A 15779-nucleotide genomic window follows, 5' to 3' on the forward strand; every position below is an offset into this window, starting at 1 on the left:
TACATGATCAATCGCACATAAAAAAGACGAGTCGCTGACTCGTCTTTGTATTTCATGTTATGGGCCTGCCTTTGACTATTCGCTCGGCGCCGGAACCGAAGGCACTTCATCGCTGTACAAAGGCTCGCCTTGCATGATGCTAATTTCAACACGGCGATTTCTCGCGCGCTGAATATCGGTATCATTCGGGACCAGTGGCTCTGTATCCGCCATTCCTCGCACTCGCAAACGCTGATGTGATAAGCCACGCACCTGCTCCATTTCTTGAGCAACCGACACAGCACGCTGCGATGATAAATCCCAATTTGAGCGGTATAACTCTGAGTCAAGACGCTGATTATCGGTATGCCCGGACACTCGCACAATACCCGGCACGTCTTTAACTAAATCGGCGATTTGCCTCACCAAAGGACGGAACTTGGGTTGTAAGAACGCGGAGTTTTCAGGAAAGGCGCCCTTTTCACGAATTCGAATAACCAGTTGCTGACCTAAATTTTCGACTTCAATCGCACCTTGATCGATCTCTTGCTGTAGCGCTTTCTTAATTTTTTCTTGCAGCTCTTCCATCTCTTGTGATTGAGATTCCGATTGCTGCTGCGGTTGATCCGATTCAGAGTTCTGGTTGGTCTGAGTCGACGTTTGCGGAGAGTCACCACCGGTCAGTTTGCCCGCTTCACGTTGCGTACCACCAGCACGGTCAGACTCCCCTTCATGAAACTCGAGCGTTTGCTGAGTGATATCCATGGTTTGCTGCATGATAACGTCAATTGGCGTTGGTTCTGGACGACCAGGACGAAATTCTTGTGCGATAATGCTTGTCCCTTTCGGGATGTCTTTTACCTCTAAGCGATTTTGTACACCAAAGGCGAATTTCATTGAGCCCGCAATCTGCTTAAACTTAAGGACATCCATCTCAGAGAACGAAAGAAGCAGAACGAAAAAGCACATCAGCAATGACATCAAATCAGCAAACGTCCCCATCCATAATGGAAGGCCGGGTGGCGGACATTTTTTGTCATTTTCTTCTTCCATGCCGCTTACCTACTCGTTGTCAACGTCAAGCGCACGTTTGCTTTCATTGAGATAGTTTTTCAGATAGCCGTCGATAACTCGTGGGTTTTGGCCATCTTGAATCGCCAAGACACCATCCATAATCAAGCGGCGATTTAGTTTCTCTTGTTCACGGCGAAGCGACAGTTTGTCGGCGATAGGGAAAAACACCATATTAGACAGGACCGCACCATAAAGCGTGGTCAACAAAGCCACCGCCATCGCCGGCCCAATGGATTTTGGATCATCCATGTTTGACAGCATCGCCACCAGACCGATCAAAGTCCCGATCATTCCCATGGCTGGCGCTACATCGCCAAAGGCACGAAATACCCCCGCACCCGCTTCATGTCGCTCATCGGTAAGTGCAATGTCTTTTTGCAGTGCGGCGCGCACGACATCGGCGTCATGGCCATCAACCAATAAATCAATGCCTTTTTGCATGAAGCTGCTGCTGATTTCCATTTCTTCCAAAGCGAGAAAACCGCCCTTACGCGCGGCATCGGCCATTTCAACCACTTTGGCAATCAAGTCTTCTGGGTCATCGGCCTTAAACATAAAGGCTTTACCGGCAATTTTGGCTGCACCAAAGAACTGCCCCATGGTAAATTTCATCAACACCACAAAAGTGGAGCCGCCGACGACGATCAAAATAGAAGTGACGTCGATAAACATCATAATGCTTCCGCCTAGCACCATCGCCATAATCACGAAAGCAAAACCGCCAATGAGCCCTATCAGCGTTGCTAAATCCACAAAGCACTCCTCATGCACAAAATTAAACGTCTCATTCAGTATATCGGCAACATCTTAAGATCTTTAATGTTTTATTAAATTCTGTAGCCTATGCCAAACACCGCCATCCTAACACTATAAACCACCACAGATGAATTTCCTCACGGTGATGGATTGTCATCTTCAATCCATCAAGCGAGGTCGAATTTTATGGTAAATTTACATGGTTACATTTGACCATCCTCTATGCCTAAGGTAACTTTCGTCCATCTTTCTAAATCAAGAATTATTATGGCAAGCAAAAAACCGGAAAACATGACCTTTGAAGCTACCATCGAAGAACTCGATACGCTGGTTGAACAATTGGAAACGGGCGATTTGTCCCTTGACGATGCTTTAAAGAAGTTTGAACGTGGCATTGCCTTAGCACGCTCAGGACAAGTGAAACTGACGGAAGCGGAACAACGTGTTAGCATTCTCTTACAAAATGATGATGACGCCCCTTTGAGTGATTTTGACACTCCGTCTGAATAATCAAATGAAAGAAGTCCCGTTCCATGATTGAGTCTTTAACTGCGCTTCAACACCGTAATAGCGCTCAGCTTGACCAATGGTTAAGCCAACTCCCTCAACAAGAGGTTCCGCTAATCCAAGCCATGCGTTATGGGTTGCTGCTTGGCGGAAAACGTGCTCGTCCTTACTTAGTCTATATTACAGGCACCATGTTAGGTTGTGAGCTTGAAGCGCTGGATACTCCGGCCTCTGCCGTTGAGTGTATTCATGCCTACTCACTGATTCATGACGATCTTCCAGCAATGGACGACGACGAACTACGCCGTGGTCAGCCAACTTGCCATATCAAGTTTGATGAAGCGACTGCCATTTTAACTGGCGATGCCCTGCAAACGTTAGCCTTTACCATTTTAAGTGAAGGTCGATTGAGCCAACAAGGTGAGTCAAATCGTATAAAGATGATTCAGACCCTAGCCAACGCCTCGGGTATTGGTGGTATGTGCTTGGGGCAAGCACTTGATCTGGCAGCGGAAAACCGCAGAGTATCACTGGAAGAATTGCAGTTAATCCATCGCAATAAAACTGGCGCGCTGATGAAATGTGCCATACGCTTAGGCGCATTGGCTGCCGGAGAAAAAGGCCTTGCTGTCTTACCTCAGCTTGACAAATTTGCTGACGCGATTGGCTTGGCGTTTCAGGTTCAAGACGATATTCTGGATATAATCAGTGACACTGAAACCCTCGGAAAGCCGCAAGGCTCAGACCAGGAACTGAACAAAAGTACCTACCCAGCATTGCTGGGTTTAGAAGGTGCAATCAATAAAGCTCAAACTCTGTTAGAGGAAGCACTTCAAGCATTGTCGGCAATCCCTTACAATACTGAGCGTCTAGAAGAGTTCGCCCGATATGTCATCGAGCGCAAGAACTAACACTATAAGCGCGCATTTTATATGACTCTTGATATTTCAAAATATCCAACATTGGCATTGACCAACACACCGGATGAATTACGCAAGCTCCCAAAGGAGACATTGCCGAAGCTGTGTGACGAATTACGCACCTACTTACTGAACTCTGTGAGTCAGTCGAGCGGACACCTTGCGTCTGGACTCGGCACGGTTGAGCTCACCGTGGCGCTTCATTACGTCTACAACACGCCATTTGATAAATTAATTTGGGATGTAGGCCATCAAGCGTATCCACACAAAATCCTGACAGGGCGCCGTAGTAAAATGTCGACCATTCGCCAAAAAGAGGGGCTCCACCCTTTTCCATGGCGTGAGGAAAGCGAGTACGATACCTTATCTGTCGGTCACTCCTCGACCTCGATCAGTGCTGGGCTTGGTTTGGCCATCAGTGCGGAAAAGGAAGGTCAAGATCGTAAAGTGGTCAGCGTTATCGGCGACGGTGCGATTACTGCCGGGATGGCGTTTGAAGCCATGAACCACGCGGGTGATGTCCACCCTGATATGCTGGTGATTCTTAACGACAACGAGATGTCGATCTCTGAGAATGTGGGCGCGCTGAATAATCACTTAGCTCAATTGTTATCTGGCAATTTTTACACTTCCATTCGTGAAAGTAGTAAAAAAGTGCTTTCCGGTGTTCCGCCGATTAAAGAATTGGTTCGTCGCACCGAAGAGCATTTAAAAGGTATGGTAGTGCCGGGGACGCTATTTGAAGAGCTCGGTTTCAACTACATTGGCCCGGTTGATGGCCATGATGTCAATGAACTGGTCAAAACATTAAAGAACATGCGAGAGCTTAAAGGTCCGCAGTTTTTGCATATTATGACTAAAAAAGGCAAAGGCTATGAGCCAGCGGAGAAAGATCCCATTGGCTATCATGCTGTGCCGAAGTTTGCACCAAACAACGATTGCTTGCCCAAAAATACCAGCGCGAAACCAACATTTTCCAATATCTTTGGTGACTTCCTCTGCGATATGGCCGCCGAAGACCCTAGCCTTATGGCGATTACTCCAGCCATGCGCGAAGGTTCAGGCATGGTGCGTTTCTCTAAGGAATACCCATCGCAATACTTTGACGTTGCGATAGCTGAGCAACATGCTGTGACATTGGCATCAGGAATAGCGATTGCAGGTAATAAACCGATTGTGGCTATCTACTCCACCTTCTTGCAGCGTGGTTATGACCAGTTAATTCACGACGTGGCAATTATGGATCTCCCTGTGATGTTTGCTATTGACCGCGCCGGGCTAGTCGGTGCTGATGGTCAGACTCACCAAGGTGCATTTGATTTGAGCTTTATGCGCTGCATTCCGAACATGGTGATCATGACGCCAAGTGACGAAAATGAATGCCGTCAAATGCTGTATACCGGCCATCAACATCAAGGGCCAAGTGCGGTGCGCTATCCACGAGGAAGTGGCTGTGGTGCCAAAGTGGAAACTCAGTTCACGGCGCTTGAGATTGGTAAAGGCCGCATCGTTCGTGAAGGTCAAAAAGTCGCGATATTAAACTTTGGTACGTTCTTACCAAACGCACTTGAAGCAGCAAACAACCTCAACGCAACTGTCGCCGACATGCGTTTTGTTAAGCCGCTGGATACCGCACTAATCAAGCAGCTTGCCGAACAATACGACGTATTGGTAACACTGGAAGAGAATGCCATTGCCGGCGGCGCGGGTGCGGGTGTCGTCGAGTTTATGATGCAAAATAAACTGATTAAGCCGGTGCTCAATCTTGGCCTGCCTGACCAATTTATCGAGCAAGGGACTCAAGATGAGCTTCATCAGCAACTCGGCCTTGATAGCCAAGGTATCGAACGTTCGATTCGCGAGTATTTAGACAAGTAGTCTTCGATAAAAAGGCCCTTTAAGGGCCTTTTTTCATATTGATGATTGCTACGTTAGGTAAGCGGGTTGTGCCAGCTAAATTGATCAAATAAGCGCAGCCAGACGTCATCAAATCCGGCTTTTATTGTGAGCGATTGCTCAGTAAACGGATGGATAAACGTCAACTCTGAAGCATGTAGCATTAAACGGTGCGCATCATACTGCTCTCGAAATAGGCGATTGTGTTTGCCATCGCCATGAGTCGTATCACCAATGATTGGGTGGCTCAAGTGATGCATATGACGTCGTAACTGATGCTTACGCCCGGTTGTTGGTTTCATCTCCAGTAATCCATAACGACTGGTAGCAAAACGACCTGTCGAATAGGGCACTTCGACTTTCGCTAACGGCTGGTAAGCAGTGACAGCGGACTGCGGTGGTTTATCTTCACTGGCAAACTTATCGGCGATTTTATCCAACTCCACTTTGAGCGGATAATCCAGTACATCCCCTTGCTCAATCCAACCACGAATGATCGCATGATAGGTTTTCTCCATATCGTGATTGGCAAACATTGGCATCACTTGAGATGCTATCTCACTTGATAACGCAAACAGCAGTACACCGGATGTCGGACGATCGAGACGATGCAGTGGGAACACATGCTGACCCAGTTGATCACGTAGCGTTTGCATGACAAATTGCGTTTCGTGTTTGTCCAACCAACTGCGGTGGACCAGCATACCTGCGGGTTTATTCACCGCCACGAAGTAAGGGTCTTGATAAATAATCTCTAGCATTATTTGTGACTCTCTTGATCAATTCGCTGGAGTATCGTCAGCACATTGGCATAGCCGGGCTGTTGTTGCCATACCTGCTCAAAGTACGGTGTGACCTCAAAACCACTAGGTAGCCCATGGTTCGCTTCAATCAACGCCCCCATTTTAGGAATAAAGATCCACTGTAACCATTGTTGCGGTGTTAGAATATCGACCGAAAAGGGCTCTCGGCTGCTCAATTGCTTCAGCGTAGGAGATTCAGTTTGCCATACCCCTAAAGCCTGTAATTCTCGCTCTAGCTCTTCAAGCAGTAACGCCATTGTTTTGAGTGTTGCCATTGATATTTTAAGAATTGACCTTGAAAAAGGGCCATAGAGTACCATTTATACTGGAAAGAAAGTTAGGACAAATTTCCATGGAAACCATTAATACTTTGACCCAGCTGTTAACTAACAGCGATTGCGAGTTTCGCATCTTTGATTTGGGTCGCCGCATCACACCGATAGACGCTAAGGTGTTTTCTGACGTAGAGCAAGGGCTTCAACCCTATCCTTACCCACTACAACGCAAAGCTCACATCGCTATTGCCTATTGGAATGCGCAGCAACAACCGTGGATTTGGTTTTTGAAGTTTGACCTTGATGAGCGCGGTTTACTCAAACAAGCGGAAATCGGCCAATTTATTAAATACGTTCTAGAGGCAATGGGGACGCGTTTAAACCAAGAGATTGATGAAGAGCAGCAGCAGAAGCTCGCGAATAATCCATATACTTTTAAACCATCAGAAGACAAGATGGCGGTGTTTCATAGCCAAGTTCGTGCGCTACTCGATCTCGCGACCAGTCAATACTACGAACACGCGCAGCACTATTTCAGTGGTGGCTTGGGTTGGCAAAACTGGCAAACAGTTGGCCTACAAGGCATCACTGATATCTGTGCCCGCTTAGACAAAGAACAGAATCAAGTCACGCTGCGTAAGTCACTCCCACATCTTCCTAATGAGCCTTTGTATGCGCTGCTTGGCGCATTGGAACATGTCGAATTACCCGCAAAGTTAGCGCTGCGCCTTCAAGAGTTAGCCGATGAACAGATAACAAGCTCCGACCCAGACCTGTTTTTGCTTGCTGCCTTAGCCCGCGCTCTTTCAGGTGCAGATAATAAAACGTTAACTGCAATGGTTAATGCCATTCTTGCCAGCCCACGTCTAAGCCATCAAGAGGTGCTTATCGGAATTGCAGGCCGCTCTTGGCACGCACTAAGCGATGCCGCAGTGGCTGAACAGTTTCTATTGCGTCTTGCCCAAACTGGCAACCAAGCACTATTTAACCAATTGTTTGCTGATTTAGTGATGATTCCACAGCTACGCATGGTTTTATTGCCCTTACTGCATAGCAATCCATCGCCACAATTGGCACAAGCGCTGACAGAGCTGCAACGTAGCGCCAAAGGTCAGCATGATGGATAACTTGTTGATGATTCTTGGTGTCAGCTTAGCGTGCTGGCTTTTTTGGCAACAGCGACGTCAAGCGGAAATCGCAAGAACAACCATCACTCAAAAATGCAAGCAACTCGACCTGCAGTTGGTGAGCGTTGCGTTTGGCGCTCACAAATTAAAAACGCCAGCAGGAGCCTGGCGTTTTCATACTGTTTACCACTTTGAATTTTCTTCTTTGGGCGATGATTGCTACCCAGGAAGTCTGACCATGTGGGGCTTTAGGCCTGGCGAGTTTCATTTATCGCCGCATCGGCTCTAAACACATACTCATAAAATGGCCCAAAACTATCACTGCGCTGTGCGCTATTCATGAATCCAAGCTTGTGCAGAATGCGTATTGATGCCTGATGATTGACATTCACAGTCGCACTCACGGTTTCAAGCTGACACTCATACAGCGCTTTAGGGAAGAAAGCCTTTAATGCTTCACTGGCGATTCCCCTGCCCCAATACGCTTTGTCAAAGATAAAACCAAGCTCAGGTTTTTTATCAAGATGGCACACAAAAACATGCCCAATAAATTCGCGAGTGGTTTGATCAAGAACCGCCATCGAATACAAACTAGAATCATGCATCACTTGATGAAAAAGCTGTTTTGCCGCAGTTACGGTTAGCGGTCCATTCATCTCAGCACGGTTTTTTGAGCAGCAATTTAACATTAAAAAATCAGATTGAAGCGACTCATTATAAGGGATAAGGAGTAATCTCCTTGTTGCTATTGTCACGCCACATCCTTGGTAGTGATTTATTATTACGGTAAGTAAAGCCGATTAAAGTGTTAGCCAAATAGTGTTTATGTTATTACCAGCGTTGCTAATGTGGTGTGGGCCACGGGAAGGCGAAAATTAATAGTTATTGATAGAACAATAAAAGGCCTATCGCTCACAATAAGAAAAGCCCTGACACGTAAGTATCAGGGCTATAGTCTTACTCGCAGCAGTCCGGCTACATTATAATGCTCCATGCATCATCCATAATAGTGGCGACTCCATGTGCCTTATCCTGACTTCGCCATCCTAGCGGTGTCCTGTTCGTCCTGATAGCTAACTATCCTCGTTAGCTGTCATCACTTGTTCCTTGAGCGGTGTCCCTTGTGCCGTCCCAGCACTGTCCTTAATCCTTTAACACTCACATCCTGTTCGTGTTTTTGCATCCTGCTTGACCACTCATCCTGAGCCATCAAACTTTGATTCCTTACCATCCATCCTTGATGTTTGGCTTCAGCATCCTGCCGACAGAGATAAATTTACCCTATTCCGTAAAAGAAACAATCCTTGTCAGTTCACGTTTTTTATTCAAAAAACGATGAAACAAAGTGAATTATATAAATTTCAATAGATTACACATAATAACTCAGTAAAACACACCAATGAAAAGCGCTATATCTCACGCTCGTGTGAGAGATATCGCACAATATTCATAATAAGAAAAAAGTCGATAAACGACGCTAAGTCAGTATGATTAACCTATCGCCTTAAATTGATGGTGCATTATGCTAACCAAAAACATCACAGACGAACTCGAATCCGTCTTACAAGCTCTCCATGATGAGGGAAAAACACCCACCGTTGCGTTGGTAAAAGCCCGTTTAACGACTCAGGTTCCAATGCCGGCCTTGGTCTCTACGTTGAAAAGCTGGAAAAGCAAAAAGCGAGTTCCTAAAGTCGAAGTCGCTACACAGCCAAACAACGAGCCAACCATCGCGCAATTGATGGAAAAAATTGATGCGTTAACCGAGCGTGTTATTGTTCTGGAAGATCAATTGAGAAAAACATCATGAAAATATGGATTGATGCTGATGCCTGTCCGAAAGTGATTCGCGAGACCATCATTCGAGCAGCAGAGCGCACTGGTGTGGAATGCACATTTGTTGCCAATCATGTGGTGCCAATTCCGAAACGTGATAACTTGCGGTCATTGCAAGTACCTGCTGGTTTTGACATCGCAGATAACGAAATCGTCAAGCGCACTGAAGCCGGTGATTTGGTGATTACCTCCGATATTCCACTGGCCGATGAAGTCATTACTAAAGGCGCATTTGCTTTGAGTAGTCGCGGTGAGTTGTACACGAAAGACACGATAAAAGCGCGACTTAATATTCGTGACTTTATGGATACCATGCGTTCAAGCGGTATTCAAACTGGTGGACCAAGTGCATTATCACAAACCGAGCGTCGTGAATTCGCTAATCATTTGGACCGATTCCTCGCCAAGTACCACCGCTAAATTTAGAAAAAAAGCCTGCATTAATGCAGGCTTTTTCGTCTCTAACTCTCGCGTTAACCACTAAGGCGTATAATACGTAGCGGCCCCAGGCCCTACAGGTAACCCGAAAATAAACACCCAAACGTAGAACAATACACTCCAACCCGCGATAAAACAGATTGAATATGGCAGCATGGTCGCAATCAACGTACCGATACCTAGGTTTTTCATATAACGCGTTGCAACCGCTAGAATTAAACCAAAGTAGCTCATCATTGGCGTAATAATATTGGTGGTCGAGTCACCAATACGATATGCCGCTTGAATGGTTTCCGGTGCGTAACCGACCAACATCAGCATAGGTACAAAAATGGGTGCTGTGACCGCCCACTGCGCGGATGCTGAGCCAATCATTAAGTTGATAAAGCCACACATCAAAATGAAGGCAAAGAATAAACCTGGTCCAGTTAAGCCAACATTTTGTAAGAAGTCGGCACCAGCCACGGCAAAAACTTGTCCAAAGTTTGTCCATTTAAAGAACGCAACGAATTGAGCAGCGAAGAATACTAATACGATGTACATACCCATTGATGACATTGACTTAGACATTGCGTCAATCACATCACGGTCAGTTTTCATCGTTCCCGCAATACGCCCATACACAAACCCGGGAATCGCAAAGAAAACGAAAATAAACGCCACGATACTCTTAAGGAAAGGAGACCCCGCAACGGTACCTTGCGCCGAACGAAGAACGCCATCTTCAGGGACAATGGTCCAAGCCAAGAGCGCAGAAACAACCAGTACCGCAACACCTGCCCATTTTAGAGCCTTCTTCTCGATGGCGGTCAGTTTGCCCATACTGTCTTTAGAGAGATCCTCCGCCGCATCTTCATCTTGGTAAGCTCCCAGTTTTGGCTCAACGATTTTCTCAGTAACAAATGCCCCCATTCCTGCGATGAAGAAGGTCGAAATGAACATAAAGTACCAGTTCGATTCAGGCCCAACCGTATAGGTTGGATCAATCACTTGTGCCGCCGTTTGGGTAATCCCCGACAATAGAGGGTCAACCGTACCGATCAGCAGATTCGCTGAATAACCGCCAGAAACACCAGCAAAAGCCGCTGCTAGGCCCGCTAAAGGGTGACGTCCTAATGAGTGGAACAACATCGCAGCCAGTGGTATTAACACCACATACCCGAGCTCTGATGCCGTATTTGAAATAATACCAGCAAAAACAACGGTGACCGTTACCATACGCTTAGAAGCGCCCATGACAAGGCCGCGCATAGCCGCTGACAGTAAACCTGAATGCTCGGCAATCGCCACACCTAACATGGCAACCAACACTGTCCCAAGCGGTGCAAAACCAACAAAGTTTTTCACCAAGTTAGTGACGATCAGCTGTAAACCTTCGGCATTGAGTAGACTTACTACGTAAATCATCCCATCCGCAGAACGTCCTTTTGCTCCCTCAGGACGAGGGTCGACAACAGAAACATCGAAATAGCCCGCAACCCCTGACATCACCAAAATGGCTAAACAGAAAATGGCAAACAAAGTGATTGGGTGGGGCAATAAATTCCCTAAGTACTCGACAGAATCAAGAAAGCGCGTAAACAGTGGCTTCTTCGGCGAGTTTTGTTTTATTGAAGTTGATGAACTCATCAAATTCCTCCTTGTAATTATCCTTAGCTCCCAGGGGGTTAGCACTGAGAAGGCGGGATAATACAAAACAGGGAGAGCATGCGGTAAATAAAAGTGTTACAAAAGTTTATAATATCAAACTAAATAACTATTATTAGTAGATAAATTAAATTTTACCTCCAATTAAATTTATTTTTCCAGCATATAAAATCAAAATGAATAACACCAGGTTCATCACCAGCAGTGATTACTGGCGCGGCATTTCATAACGCAGGCCTATCTGACTCTTGCAATGCATTGATCGACGAACGCACGCTTTGCTCTAAAACTAGCTGAAATGTGTTATTTTCTTGCCATTCCAACTCGAACAAATACCGATATGCATATCATCACTCCTATTGGCTACGTTGACAGTCCATATAAAGAAAAATTTGCTGTCCCTCGCCAACCTCGATTAGTCCCGAGTGCCACGGCGAAAATTCAGTTATGTGGCGAAGCGAATTCACCACAAGCCATTCGAGGAATCGAACAATTTAGTCACTTGTGGCTACTGTTTTTGTTTGACCAGAACTTAGAGCAGGGCTGGAAGCCGACGGTGCGTCCGCCCCGTCTTGGTGGCAATGAAAGAATGGGCGTTTTCGCGTCACGCGCAACATTTCGCCCTAATGGCATTGGCATGTCTGCCGTGGAGTTACTCGGCAGTGAAATCAACGGTGACCAAGTTTCCTTATTAGTCGGAAGTGTCGATTTAGTCGATAAAACCCCGATCGTCGATATTAAGCCGTATATCCCCTACTCTGACGCGATTTCAGATGCGACCGGTGGCTACGCGGGTAGCCAACCAGAAACCATTGAGGTCATGTTTTCACAACGCGCCCTAGACGCGTTAGATCAACATAGTGATGCCAGCATGATCAAAAACGTCATCGCACAGGTATTGGCTCAAGATCCAAGGCCTGCGTACAAAAAGAACAAACCCGACAGTAAAGAATATGCCGTAAATTTGTTCGACTTGAACGTAAAATTCACGATCACTGACAACTTAGCGACCGTAACCGACATACAAGGCTTTTGACAAACGCATTTGGCTGATATTATTAGCGGCTACAGAAATTTGCGCCAGCCCACGGGTATGGCGAGTTATTATCACCTTAATAAACGGATACCATAAATGCGTACCAGTAATTATCTTCTTTCAACTCTGAAGGAGACCCCAAACGACGCAGAAGTTGTGAGCCACCAGCTCATGCTACGTGCCGGTATGATCCGTAAGCTAGCTTCAGGTCTTTACACTTGGCTACCTACAGGTCTGCGCGTAATGCGTAAAGTCGAAAACATCGTTCGCCAAGAAATCGATAATGCTGGCGCGATTGAAACGCTAATGCCTGTCGTTCAGCCGTTTGAACTGTGGGAAGAGACAGGTCGCTCAGAAAAAATGGGCCCCGAGCTTCTGCGCTTTACTGACCGCCATGAACGTCCGTTTGTTTTGAGCCCAACCGCTGAAGAAGTGATCACCAGTTTGGTACGTAACGAGGTCAGCTCCTACAAACAACTTCCGCTCAACTTGTACCAGATTCAAACCAAATTCCGTGATGAACGTCGCCCTCGCTTTGGTGTGATGCGTGCGCGCGAATTTTCAATGATGGATGCTTATAGCTTCGACATTGATAAAGCGGGTCTGCAGCAATCTTACGACACAATGCATGACGCATACTGCAAAGCGTTTGATCGCATGGGCCTCGACTACCGTCCAGTATTAGCGGATAGCGGTGCGATTGGCGGCAACGGCTCGCAAGAATTCCATGTGCTTGCCGAAAGCGGTGAGGACTTGATTGCTTTCTCGAGTGAATCAGATTATGCAGCCAACATTGAAAAAGCTGAGGCAGTAGCACCAAGTGGTGAATTAGCTGAGCCGACTCAAGACATGCACTTGGTCGACACGCCAAATGCGAAAACCATCGCCCAATTGGTTGAGCAACACGGCCTAGATATCGAGAAAACGGTCAAAACTTTGTTCTTCAAAGCCTCTGACCAAGTTGATGCCCCAATCATTGCTCTAATGGTTCGTGGCGATCATGAGCTCAATGAGGTGAAAGCAGAAAACCTACCTCAAGTTGCGGCACCACTTGAGATGGCAACCGAAGAAGAAATTCGGGAGTTAGTGGGGGCAGGCCCTGGCTCTCTCGGCCCTGTTGGTCTGAAACTGCCATTAATCGTTGACCGCTCAGTCGCAATGATGAGCGATTTCGGCGCTGGCGCTAATATCGACGGTAAGCACTATTTCGGCATTAACTGGGGACGTGATGTTGAACTCGGTCAAGTTGAAGACATTCGTAACGTGGTTGAAGGTGATCCAAGCCCATGTGGTCAAGGCGTTATTCAGCTAAAACGTGGTATCGAAGTCGGCCATATTTTCCAACTGGGCACCAACTACTCAGAGAAAATGAACTGTGGTGTGCTTGGTCCTGATGGTAAAAATGTGATTTTGGAAATGGGCTGTTATGGTATCGGTGTATCCCGTGTTGTCGCTGCCGCCATTGAGCAGAACCACGATAAGTACGGCATTATCTGGCCAGATACCATCGCGCCATTCCAGATCGCCATTGTGCCAATGAACATGCATAAATCTGAGCGTGTACAACAAGCCGCTGAAAAACTGTATGCAGAACTGACTGCTGCTGGTTTCGATGTATTGTTTGATGATCGTAAAGAACGCCCCGGCGTCATGTTCTCTGATATGGAACTTATCGGCGTACCACACACCGTCATCATTGGTGACCGTAGTATGGATGAGGGTAACTTCGAATATAAGAATCGTCGTAGCGGTGAGAAATCTGCGGTGGCCATCGATAACATCATCGAGCACCTCTCATCACAAATCGCTTAGTGATTGAAATAAAAAAGGTTGATGCTCGCATCAACCTTTTTTTTTGACCATTTATATCAGCGGTTCAGCAGGCGCCTGATTCCCAGGCTTGGCCTCAGCGTAGTCAATATGCGAAAGCGCATTGGTATTACTGGCAATACGCTCCCCCAAATAGAATACCCCATATTCTCCCGGCTTCATTCTGCGCCAATCTTCGTTGTCCGTTAAAGGCTGGGTGGCAATCACCGAGACAATATCATTCGGCGTGGTCTCTTCCTGAAAGTTAATCGTGACATCTTCATCAATTAACGTGGCTTTACCAAAAGGCGCACGGCGGGTAATCCAATATAAATGGTTGGTGCAGTACGTCATCACATACTCACCATCAGACATCAACATATTGAACACCCCTTTCTCACGCAACTGAGTACAACAATCTGCAAGGTATTCAAATACCTCCACCATATTGCTCGGCGGCATTGGATATTTCGTTTCCAGCTGATTTAGCAGCCAACAAAAGGCATGTTCACTATCGGTTTGACCGACAGGTCGGTGACGCCCAGTTTCCAAACTCTCATAGCCCGTCATCTGTCCATTGTGGGCAAACGTCCAATATTTACCCCACAACTCACGGGTAAAAGGGTGCGTATTTTCAAGGTTGATCGCTCCGCGATTTGCCTGACGAATATGGCTGATCACCGCACAGCTTTTGATGGGATAGTTTTGTACAAGCTCCGCTATTTTTGACTCGGAACTGGGCGCAGGATCTTTAAAGTTACGAAAGCCTTTACCTTCATAAAAGGTAATCCCCCAGCCATCGCGATGAGGGCCAGTATTGCCCCCACGCTGCATCAAGCCTGTGAAGCTAAAACATATGTCAGTGGGCACATTGGCACTCATACCGAGCAACTCACACATGATTTCATTGTCTCCTTTTTCATTCACCGCTGTGAATTACTTTTCCATTTCTTTTTCAATTAATTGAATCACGATATGGATGATTTTAATGTGTACTTCTTGAATACGATCCGCGTAGCCAAAATGTGGAACGCGAATTTCGACATCCGCTAAACCCGCCATTTTTCCGCCATCTTTACCGGTTAACGCAATAGTTTTCATTCCTTTTGCTTGCGCCGCTTCTATCGCTTTAAGAATATTGCCTGAGTTACCCGAGGTCGATAAACCAAATAACACATCGCCTTTACTGCCGACCGCTTCAACGTAACGAGAGAAAACAAAATCGTAACCAAAATCGTTACTCACGCAAGAAAGATGACTAGGATCTGAAATCGCAATCCCTGGGTAACCAGGACGGTTTTCTCGATAACGACCCGTTAATTCTTCTGCAAAATGCATAGAATCGCAGTGGGAACCGCCGTTACCACAAGAAAGCACCTTACCACCCTGCTTAAAAGAGTCTGCAATCGTTTTTGCTGCCTTTTCTATTTGGGCAATATTGTGGTCATCGCTTAAAAATGCGTTCAGTACTTCAGCCGCTTCCGTCAATTCGTTCTTAATTAAGTCGTGGTACATAGCTAATGTCTCTGGTTATCGATCTAAAAAATAGCTCTGAATAGAGGCTAGTGGTTATGGGGTGAGTTTACCCGAACTCCAGATAGTGTCGATAGTTATACTCCAAGATTTATCTCAAACTTAGCTTTTATGACTTTCGTTCCTTTGAACTAAGCAGTCAA

Annotated in this window: 17 protein-coding genes; 9 read left to right on the forward strand and 8 right to left on the reverse strand. The window is 46.3% G+C overall.

Translation table 11 applies throughout. The features are described 5' to 3' along the window. Window positions 1-75: 75 nt before the first annotated feature. Both M1D72_RS17885 and pomA read right to left on the reverse strand, forming a co-directional pair. The gene (locus M1D72_RS17885; protein ID WP_456296072.1) at window positions 76-1032 is read right to left on the reverse strand and encodes a flagellar motor protein MotB; all 957 of its coding nucleotides are present in this window, start codon (window positions 1030-1032) and stop codon (window positions 76-78) included. 9 nt (window positions 1033-1041) lie between these two features. Beyond that, window positions 1042-1806 (reverse strand): flagellar motor protein PomA, encoded by a 765-nt coding sequence (gene pomA / locus M1D72_RS17890; RefSeq protein WP_390188972.1) that lies wholly within the window; start codon window positions 1804-1806, stop codon window positions 1042-1044. Window positions 1807-2076: 270 nt separating this feature from the next. On the opposite strand from pomA, the gene xseB reads away from it, so the two are divergent. The 3 genes from xseB to dxs are packed head-to-tail and all read left to right on the forward strand — an operon-like array spanning window position 2077 to window position 5114. After that, on the forward strand, window positions 2077-2319 hold the full coding sequence (gene xseB, locus M1D72_RS17895; RefSeq protein WP_390188971.1) for an exodeoxyribonuclease VII small subunit: 243 nt from the start codon (window positions 2077-2079) through the stop codon (window positions 2317-2319). Between the two features lie 23 nt (window positions 2320-2342). Beyond that, window positions 2343-3227 (forward strand): (2E,6E)-farnesyl diphosphate synthase, encoded by an 885-nt coding sequence (gene ispA / locus M1D72_RS17900; RefSeq protein WP_390188970.1) that lies wholly within the window; start codon window positions 2343-2345, stop codon window positions 3225-3227. Window positions 3228-3248: 21 nt separating this feature from the next. Further along, entirely contained in the window at window positions 3249-5114 is a 1866-nt protein-coding gene (gene dxs, locus M1D72_RS17905; protein ID WP_456296073.1) for a 1-deoxy-D-xylulose-5-phosphate synthase, read from the forward strand. A gap of 53 nt (window positions 5115-5167) precedes the next feature. Here dxs and truC read toward each other — a convergent pair whose 3' ends face one another. Next, a complete protein-coding gene (gene truC, locus M1D72_RS17910) occupies window positions 5168-5893 on the reverse strand; it encodes a tRNA pseudouridine(65) synthase TruC (protein ID WP_456296074.1) in 726 nt (241 codons plus the stop codon). Beyond that, complete coding sequence (locus M1D72_RS17915; protein WP_456296075.1) at window positions 5893-6210, reverse strand: YqcC family protein; 318 nt, start codon at window positions 6208-6210, stop codon at window positions 5893-5895. Before M1D72_RS17915 ends, truC begins: the two co-directional genes overlap by 1 nt. Window positions 6211-6287: 77 nt before the next feature. Here M1D72_RS17915 and M1D72_RS17920 point away from each other — a divergent pair, with 77 nt between their 5' ends. Beyond that, window positions 6288-7337 (forward strand): DUF3549 family protein, encoded by a 1050-nt coding sequence (locus tag M1D72_RS17920; RefSeq protein WP_456296076.1) that lies wholly within the window; start codon window positions 6288-6290, stop codon window positions 7335-7337. Next, window positions 7327-7626, forward strand: a complete 300-nt coding sequence (locus M1D72_RS17925) for a DUF3301 domain-containing protein (protein WP_390188965.1) — start codon at window positions 7327-7329, stop codon at window positions 7624-7626. Before M1D72_RS17920 ends, M1D72_RS17925 begins: the two co-directional genes overlap by 11 nt. Here the strand turns inward: M1D72_RS17925 and M1D72_RS17930 are convergent. Next, complete coding sequence (locus M1D72_RS17930; RefSeq protein WP_456296077.1) at window positions 7586-8092, reverse strand: GNAT family N-acetyltransferase; 507 nt, start codon at window positions 8090-8092, stop codon at window positions 7586-7588. The two genes, M1D72_RS17925 and M1D72_RS17930, sit on opposite strands and share 41 nt — an antisense overlap. A 767-nt stretch (window positions 8093-8859) precedes the next feature. On the opposite strand from M1D72_RS17930, the gene M1D72_RS17935 reads away from it, so the two are divergent. Together M1D72_RS17935 and M1D72_RS17940 are read left to right on the forward strand one after the other, a co-directional pair. Further along, window positions 8860-9147 carry a hypothetical protein gene (locus M1D72_RS17935; protein ID WP_456296078.1) on the forward strand — a complete coding sequence of 96 codons (288 nt, stop codon included), beginning with the start codon at window positions 8860-8862 and terminating at the stop codon, window positions 9145-9147. Continuing rightward, entirely contained in the window at window positions 9144-9593 is a 450-nt protein-coding gene (locus M1D72_RS17940) for a YaiI/YqxD family protein (protein ID WP_456296079.1), read from the forward strand. Before M1D72_RS17935 ends, M1D72_RS17940 begins: the two co-directional genes overlap by 4 nt. A 60-nt stretch (window positions 9594-9653) precedes the next feature. Here M1D72_RS17940 and M1D72_RS17945 read toward each other — a convergent pair whose 3' ends face one another. Then, window positions 9654-11240 carry an AbgT family transporter gene (locus M1D72_RS17945; RefSeq protein WP_390188960.1) on the reverse strand — a complete coding sequence of 529 codons (1587 nt, stop codon included), beginning with the start codon at window positions 11238-11240 and terminating at the stop codon, window positions 9654-9656. A 358-nt stretch (window positions 11241-11598) separates the two neighbouring features. Here M1D72_RS17945 and tsaA point away from each other — a divergent pair, with 358 nt between their 5' ends. Next, window positions 11599-12294, forward strand: a complete 696-nt coding sequence (gene tsaA / locus M1D72_RS17950; protein WP_456297425.1) for a tRNA (N6-threonylcarbamoyladenosine(37)-N6)-methyltransferase TrmO — start codon at window positions 11599-11601, stop codon at window positions 12292-12294. A 96-nt stretch (window positions 12295-12390) separates the two neighbouring features. Further along, window positions 12391-14106, forward strand: a complete 1716-nt coding sequence (locus M1D72_RS17955; protein WP_456296080.1) for a proline--tRNA ligase — start codon at window positions 12391-12393, stop codon at window positions 14104-14106. Between the two features lie 51 nt (window positions 14107-14157). On the opposite strand, the gene M1D72_RS17960 is transcribed toward M1D72_RS17955, so the two are convergent. After that, on the reverse strand, window positions 14158-15003 hold the full coding sequence (locus M1D72_RS17960) for a class II glutamine amidotransferase (protein ID WP_456296081.1): 846 nt from the start codon (window positions 15001-15003) through the stop codon (window positions 14158-14160). A gap of 36 nt (window positions 15004-15039) precedes the next feature. Then, a complete protein-coding gene (gene lpcA / locus M1D72_RS17965) occupies window positions 15040-15618 on the reverse strand; it encodes a D-sedoheptulose 7-phosphate isomerase (protein ID WP_390188956.1) in 579 nt (192 codons plus the stop codon). Window positions 15619-15779: the final 161 nt, after the last annotated feature.

The organism is Vibrio sp. AK197 (assembly GCF_053903115.1).

Excerpts from the sequence above, each read along its gene's own strand:
- ispA (WP_390188970.1), top strand. The coding sequence starts at position 2,343 with ATGATTGAGTCTTTAACTGCGCTTCAACACCGTAATAGCGCTCAGCTT.
- M1D72_RS17915 (WP_456296075.1), bottom strand. The coding sequence starts at position 6,210 with ATGGCAACACTCAAAACAATGGCGTTACTGCTTGAAGAGCTAGAGCGA.
- M1D72_RS17920 (WP_456296076.1), top strand. The coding sequence starts at position 6,288 with ATGGAAACCATTAATACTTTGACCCAGCTGTTAACTAACAGCGATTGC.
- M1D72_RS17935 (WP_456296078.1), top strand. The coding sequence starts at position 8,860 with ATGCTAACCAAAAACATCACAGACGAACTCGAATCCGTCTTACAAGCT.
- tsaA (WP_456297425.1), top strand. The coding sequence starts at position 11,599 with ATGCATATCATCACTCCTATTGGCTACGTTGACAGTCCATATAAAGAA.
- xseB (WP_390188971.1), top strand. The coding sequence starts at position 2,077 with ATGGCAAGCAAAAAACCGGAAAACATGACCTTTGAAGCTACCATCGAA.
- M1D72_RS17940 (WP_456296079.1), top strand. The coding sequence starts at position 9,144 with ATGAAAATATGGATTGATGCTGATGCCTGTCCGAAAGTGATTCGCGAG.
- M1D72_RS17945 (WP_390188960.1), bottom strand. The coding sequence starts at position 11,240 with ATGAGTTCATCAACTTCAATAAAACAAAACTCGCCGAAGAAGCCACTG.
- dxs (WP_456296073.1), top strand. The coding sequence starts at position 3,249 with ATGACTCTTGATATTTCAAAATATCCAACATTGGCATTGACCAACACA.
- M1D72_RS17960 (WP_456296081.1), bottom strand. The coding sequence starts at position 15,003 with ATGTGTGAGTTGCTCGGTATGAGTGCCAATGTGCCCACTGACATATGT.
- M1D72_RS17955 (WP_456296080.1), top strand. The coding sequence starts at position 12,391 with ATGCGTACCAGTAATTATCTTCTTTCAACTCTGAAGGAGACCCCAAAC.
- M1D72_RS17925 (WP_390188965.1), top strand. The coding sequence starts at position 7,327 with ATGATGGATAACTTGTTGATGATTCTTGGTGTCAGCTTAGCGTGCTGG.
- lpcA (WP_390188956.1), bottom strand. The coding sequence starts at position 15,618 with ATGTACCACGACTTAATTAAGAACGAATTGACGGAAGCGGCTGAAGTA.
- truC (WP_456296074.1), bottom strand. The coding sequence starts at position 5,893 with ATGCTAGAGATTATTTATCAAGACCCTTACTTCGTGGCGGTGAATAAA.
- M1D72_RS17885 (WP_456296072.1), bottom strand. The coding sequence starts at position 1,032 with ATGGAAGAAGAAAATGACAAAAAATGTCCGCCACCCGGCCTTCCATTA.